This is a genomic window from Arthrobacter sp. Y3223164 (assembly GCF_059091005.1).
The window spans coordinates 1-5,130 of record NZ_JBNHGF010000202.1 but is presented as its reverse complement, the minus strand read 5'-3'; the positions used below and the strand labels follow the sequence as shown (position 1 = coordinate 5,130).

5 protein-coding genes and 1 pseudogene are annotated in these 5,130 nt (G+C 68.1%); 3 read left to right on the top strand and 3 right to left on the bottom strand.

Features of this window, described 5'->3' with window-relative positions; translation table 11 throughout:
- Positions 1-573: universal stress protein (locus tag AC5RUJ_RS10795; protein ID WP_494155852.1), on the top strand; the 573-nt coding region annotated here is incomplete at its 5' end.
- Here the strand turns inward: AC5RUJ_RS10795 and AC5RUJ_RS10790 are convergent.
- From AC5RUJ_RS10790 to AC5RUJ_RS10780, 3 genes are all read right to left on the bottom strand, one after another.
- A complete protein-coding gene (locus tag AC5RUJ_RS10790; protein ID WP_494001572.1) occupies positions 557-895 on the bottom strand; it encodes a GYD domain-containing protein in 339 nt (112 codons plus the stop codon). The genes AC5RUJ_RS10795 and AC5RUJ_RS10790 overlap by 17 nt on opposite strands.
- A 54-nt stretch (positions 896-949) precedes the next feature.
- Positions 950-2,521, bottom strand: coding sequence for an FAD-dependent monooxygenase (locus AC5RUJ_RS10785; protein WP_494128559.1), 1,572 nt, complete (start codon positions 2,519-2,521; stop codon positions 950-952).
- Positions 2,522-2,603: 82 nt separating this feature from the next.
- Positions 2,604-2,996 (bottom strand): MerR family transcriptional regulator, encoded by a 393-nt coding sequence (locus AC5RUJ_RS10780; protein WP_494128558.1) that lies wholly within the window; start codon positions 2,994-2,996, stop codon positions 2,604-2,606.
- A 170-nt stretch (positions 2,997-3,166) separates the two neighbouring features.
- Between AC5RUJ_RS10780 and AC5RUJ_RS10775 the strand changes: the two genes are divergently transcribed.
- A complete protein-coding gene (locus tag AC5RUJ_RS10775; protein WP_494128557.1) occupies positions 3,167-4,684 on the top strand; it encodes a SulP family inorganic anion transporter in 1,518 nt (505 codons plus the stop codon).
- A 198-nt stretch (positions 4,685-4,882) separates the two neighbouring features.
- Positions 4,883-5,130 (top strand): annotated as a pseudogene (locus tag AC5RUJ_RS10770) (hypothetical protein); the annotation flags it as partial.

Sequence of the window (5,130 nt, the reverse complement as noted above, 5' to 3'; positions counted from 1 at the left end):
GCCGCCGAACTCTCCCCGGATGCCGCGGCCGAACTGCCCGGCGGACCGGTGCCCTGGCTGCTGCCGTCGCCGCGGGAGGGGTCGGACCGGGGGCTGCATCCGCCGGATGCCTCCGAAAAGTTCAGCTACGCGGGGCAGGTGGTGGTCGGCATCGACCAGTCGGGGAGTGCGAATCCCGCCCTGTGGGCGGCGGCCGAGATAGCCAACCGCCGCTCCGTCCCGCTGCGGATGCTTTCGTCCCGGGCGCCTTTCTACCGCGATTCGGTCTGGCTGGACCACGCCGAGGGTGCCCACCGGTTCCGCGAGGAGGTCGCCGCGGAGCTGGACGGCCCGCTGCGGGAGGTCCGCGGCAGCTACCCGGACCTGGATGCGAGCTGGAACTTCTATCTGTCCAAACCTGCCGAAGTCCTGGTCCACGCCACCCGCACGGCCCAGCTGATGGTGTTGGGGACGCGCGGCCATGGCGGATTTCCGGGCCTGTTGCTGGGCTCGGTCAGCCAAGCGGTGCTGCACCACGGCCTCTGCCCCATGATGGTGGTGCCCAAGGGTGTGGTCGTCAGCCGGACCCCGTGACGCCGGGAGCCCGGTAACGGACTTCGCCGGCCATGCGCAGGGCGTCGATGGTCTCGTCGATGGTCATCAGCACGGTTGTTTCGAAGGAGCTCAGCGCACCGCCTCCGCTGATGGCCAGGGCGACGGCGGCCATGGAGACGTTATTCGGGGCCTCCCACACGCTGTAGCCGTCGTGCGCGCCGAAGGCGTACCAGAAGCCGTGCAATTTCCCGCCAACGGATTCGATGTAGGCCTTGGCCGCCTTCCCCCGGTCCTCCGGGTTGTTGATCATCCTGGCCCAGGTCTCCGGGGTGTAGCTGAACTTCGAGAGATACAGCACCATCGGCTTTCCTTCCGAACGTGTCCGGCCCCGGATGGGCGCGGAGCAGGCGTTGGCTTACACCTTGGCGGAACGGCGTCCCCGCCGCAGCGCCTGGGTAAACGTGGCCACGGCATGGCTGGGCAGGGACTGCGCCGCCACGAACCCGTCGGGGCGCACCAGATACAGCTGGTCCGGATCGAGCTTCTTGTTCCCGTTGCGCGGCAGCACGTGCATCGGCAGCCCCAGCGCTGCCTCCACATGATTGACGACGACGGCGCCCGGGTCGCCGTACGAGTGCACCTGCCACTGAAGGCTGCGCAGGACGTCGAAGTTGCTGCCGGTGTACGGCAGCCGCCGTCCCACGACGCGGCCCCGCCGACCGCGGGCCGCTTCCTTGGCGCCCGGGGCCATCCAGTAATGGATCCGGGTCTGCGATAGATAACCGAACACTCGGGAGGCACCGGAGGACCGCGGCACCACTCGCGCCGCCACGGGAATGAGGAACGGCAGCACCGACCTCCGGGCGGCGAGCGCCCACGGCGCCGTCGACGTGATGAAGGCGAACACCCGGTCCGTGCTTTGGAGCAGCCGCACCGCCACCGGCCGCCGTTCGGCCTCGTATCGGTCCAGGTAGGAGTCCGCGGCCCGGCCGGCGAGGACATCGGCGAACTTAAAGGCCAGGTTGTGGGCGTCCTGCAGGCCGGTGTTCATGCCCTGCGCACCCACGGGGGAATGGACGTGGGCCGCATCCCCGGCGAGGAAGACCGGGCCGTCGCGGAACCGGGCGGCGATCCGGTGATGCACGCGGTAGGTGGAGAACCAGTTCGAGGCGCCGTAGCGGACGCCGAACTTCTGAACCAGGCGCTCCCGGAGGGACTCCTCGGAGACGTCCGCCCCGCCGTCGTCGTCCCGCCCCTGGAAGCCGCCTTCGGGATCACGGACCACGCCGATCAGCCGGAGGTGGTCCGGCCCGCTCATGGGAAAGGCCAGCAGGAACTCGTCCACGCCCGCGCGGATATTGACCACGTCGCCGAAGAGGCCCCGGACCTCGGTGGCGTCGTTGACGAAGAAGGTGTGCGGACTGGTGGAGCCCTCAAACCCGATGCCGCGGCTGGTCCGCACGGTCGACGAGGCGCCGTCCGTTCCCACGCAGTAGCGGGCGCGGACCGTCGCCTTGCCAGCCGGGCCCGTCAGCTGCGCCGTGACGGGGTGGTCCGGGTGGCTGCCGCCCGCGACGTCCAGGGCGGCAACGCGGCACTCCCACAGCACCTCGCCGCCGAGCGCGTGCAGGTTCTTGAGCAGCAGCTCCTCGTTCTTGCTTTGTTCGTAGAACATGATGCCCGGGAAGGGCGTGATCCCGCGGCCCATCCGGCCCAGCGGGACCCTGCCGCGCGGCTTCGTGCCGAACCCGATGACCACCGCTTCGGCGAGGACGCCTTCGGCCATGACGGTGTCGGCGACGCCCAGCTGGTCGTAGATTTCCATGCTGCGCGCCTGCACCCCGAGGGCCCGGGATTCCCTCGTGGGGCCCGACTTGCCGTCCGCGATGATGTGGTCGACGCCCAGCTTCGCCAGCCAGTTGGCGAGCATCAGCCCGGTGGGACCTGCCCCGACGATCAGCACATCGGTTTGGAGTTCGGCTGCCATGGCGGTACCTCCTCCTTTCGAGGTTACCGCTGGCCCGGGAGCAGCGGCAGGGGGGAGGGGGCCGAACGGGCGGGACCGGCGGTCACCGCCCGCGCAGGTCGCTGATGAACTCGTCCGCCCGGGTCAGGTTCAGGGCGAGCTTGTTGCGTTTTTCGTCGGCGCGCCCGATGTAGTCCTGCAAGAGTTTGCGTTCGGCTGGATGGACGGCGCCGTCGGCTAAAACGTCGATGATGTCCAGGAGCTCGGCCATCTCCTCCAGCGTGAAGCCAAGCGGTTTCATGGAGCGGATGATCAGCAAACGGTCCAGATCCGACTGGGTATAGACCCGGAAGCCGCCCTCGGTGCGCGTGGTGGCCGGCAGCAGCCCGATGTCGTCGTAGTGGCGGATGGTCCGCAGCGACAGGCCTGTGGCCTCCGCGAGTTCGCCGATGTGCATCGTGCGCGTGCCCGACGCGGTACTTTTGGCCTTGCTCATGGTCCATCCCTCCCGTGGTCACCCGGTTACAACTCTACCCTTACGTTAGGTTAGGGTTGTAACCGATATCGACGTTCTTGTCCGTCGACTACTTCCCCGCGCATCGCCGCGCCCCCAGACTTTAGATGTACGCGAAGGCCTGCCGCCTTCAGGATGCGAATGGAGCCCCCATGCCCACGACAACCGCCGCTGCCCGGCCTGAGCTGACCCCCGAGGAGCGCCAGTCTGTGCTGCGCACTCTCAAGTCGCCGCGGCTGCTGAAAACGGAAGTGCTCGGCGGGTTGGTAGTCGCGCTGGCCCTGATCCCCGAGGCCATCGCGTTCTCCATCATCGCCGGGGTGGACCCGCGCGTCGGGCTGTTCGCCTCCTTCACCATGGCTGTCTCGATCGCGTTCCTGGGCGGGCGTCCGGCGATGATTTCAGCTGCCACCGGCGCGGTGGCGCTGGTGATTGCCCCGCTGGTGGAAAGCCACGGCCTCGACTACCTGGTGGCGGCGGTCATCCTGGCCGGCGTGTTCCAGGTGCTGCTGGCGGTGCTTGGCGTCGCCAAGCTGATGCGGTTCATTCCGCGGCAGGTGATGGTGGGGTTCGTCAACGCGCTGGCCATCCTGATCTTCATGGCGCAGGTGCCTGAACTGCTGGGCGTTCCGTGGCTGGTGTACCCGCTGACCGCGCTGGCGCTGGCGATTGTTTTCGGTCTTCCGAAGCTGACCAACGCGGTTCCCGCGCCCTTGGTCGCCATCGTGGTGCTGACGCTGATCACGGTGTTCGCCTCGGTTGCGGTGCCGACCGTGGGCGACAAGGGCGAGCTGCCGGACAGCCTGCCCGCGCTGTTCTTCCCGGCAGTACCGCTGACCCTGGAAACCCTGAAGGTCATCTTCCCGTATGCCTTGGCGATGGCGTTCGTGGGGCTGCTCGAATCGCTGATGACGGCCAAGCTGGTCGACGACGTCACGGACACCCGCTCCAACAAGACCCGCGAGTCCTGGGGCCAGGGCGCGGCGAACATCATCACCGGCTTCTTCGGGGGCATGGGCGGCTGCGCGATGATCGGCCAGACCATGATCAACGTGAAGGCCTCCGGAGCCCGCACCCGCCTCTCCACCTTTCTCGCCGGCCTGTTCCTGCTCATCCTCGTGGTGGTCCTCGGCGACATCGTGGCGCTGATCCCGATGGCGGCCCTGGTGGCCGTGATGGTCTTCGTGTCCTGGGCGACGTTCGACTGGCACAGCATCAAACCCTCGACCCTGAAGATGATGCCGAAGAGCGAGACCGCGGTCATGCTCGTCACCGTCATCGCCACCGTCGCCACGAACAACCTGGCCATCGGCGTCGGGCTCGGCGTGCTGACTGCCATGGTGCTGTTCGCCAACCGGGTATCGCACCTGGTGACCGTCGAGCGGACGGTGCTGGAACTGAACGGCGAGGAGACGGCCACCTACGTGGTCGACGGCGAGCTGTTCTTCGCGTCCTCGAACGACCTCTACACCCAGTTCCAGTACGCACTGGACCCGCACAAGGTCGTCATCGACATGCACGCCTCACACCTATGGGACGCCTCAACCGTGGCGGCACTGGACGCGATCACCGAGAAGTACCGCGCCCACGGCAAGGACGTGCGGATCATCGGGCTGAACTCGGCCAGTGTGGCCATGCGGGAGCGGATGGCCGGCAAGCTCAACGGCTGACCGGCTGACCGGCTGACCGGCTGGCCGGCAAGCTCAACGGCTGACCGGCTGACCCGGGGCCGCCACCGGCTGACCTGACCGCCGCCGCGGCGGGGAGCGTCCCGTGACAGGCGTCCACCCCATGTACCGCGGCAACGGCGTATTCTAGGGGCACCTTGGTCCGGACCTGCCGGACCGTCCGGCCGACGGGAGGCACAGATGAGCGAGAGCTTGACCCACGACGATGTGGAGCACTTCGCCGCGCTGCTGGATGCCCGCGAGGCGTCAGACCGCGCCCAGGTGGAGCGCCTCACGGTCGACATTGCCGAGGTCACCGCGGCGACCCGGGACGTCCCGGCCGACGACGAACACGACCCCGAGGGCTCCACGGCCACGCTGGAACGCGCGCGCGAAGTGGCGTTGCTGGCCAGCACGGAAAAGGCGCTGGCGGACCTAACTCAAACTCA

What these genes read in the sequence shown, in the direction of transcription:
- AC5RUJ_RS10790 (WP_494001572.1), bottom strand. Translation starts at nt 895, where the DNA reads ATGGTGCTGTATCTCTCGAAGTTCAGCTACACCCCGGAGACCTGGGCC.
- AC5RUJ_RS10785 (WP_494128559.1), bottom strand. Translation starts at nt 2,521, where the DNA reads ATGGCAGCCGAACTCCAAACCGATGTGCTGATCGTCGGGGCAGGTCCC.
- AC5RUJ_RS10780 (WP_494128558.1), bottom strand. Translation starts at nt 2,996, where the DNA reads ATGAGCAAGGCCAAAAGTACCGCGTCGGGCACGCGCACGATGCACATC.
- AC5RUJ_RS10775 (WP_494128557.1), top strand. Translation starts at nt 3,167, where the DNA reads ATGCCCACGACAACCGCCGCTGCCCGGCCTGAGCTGACCCCCGAGGAG.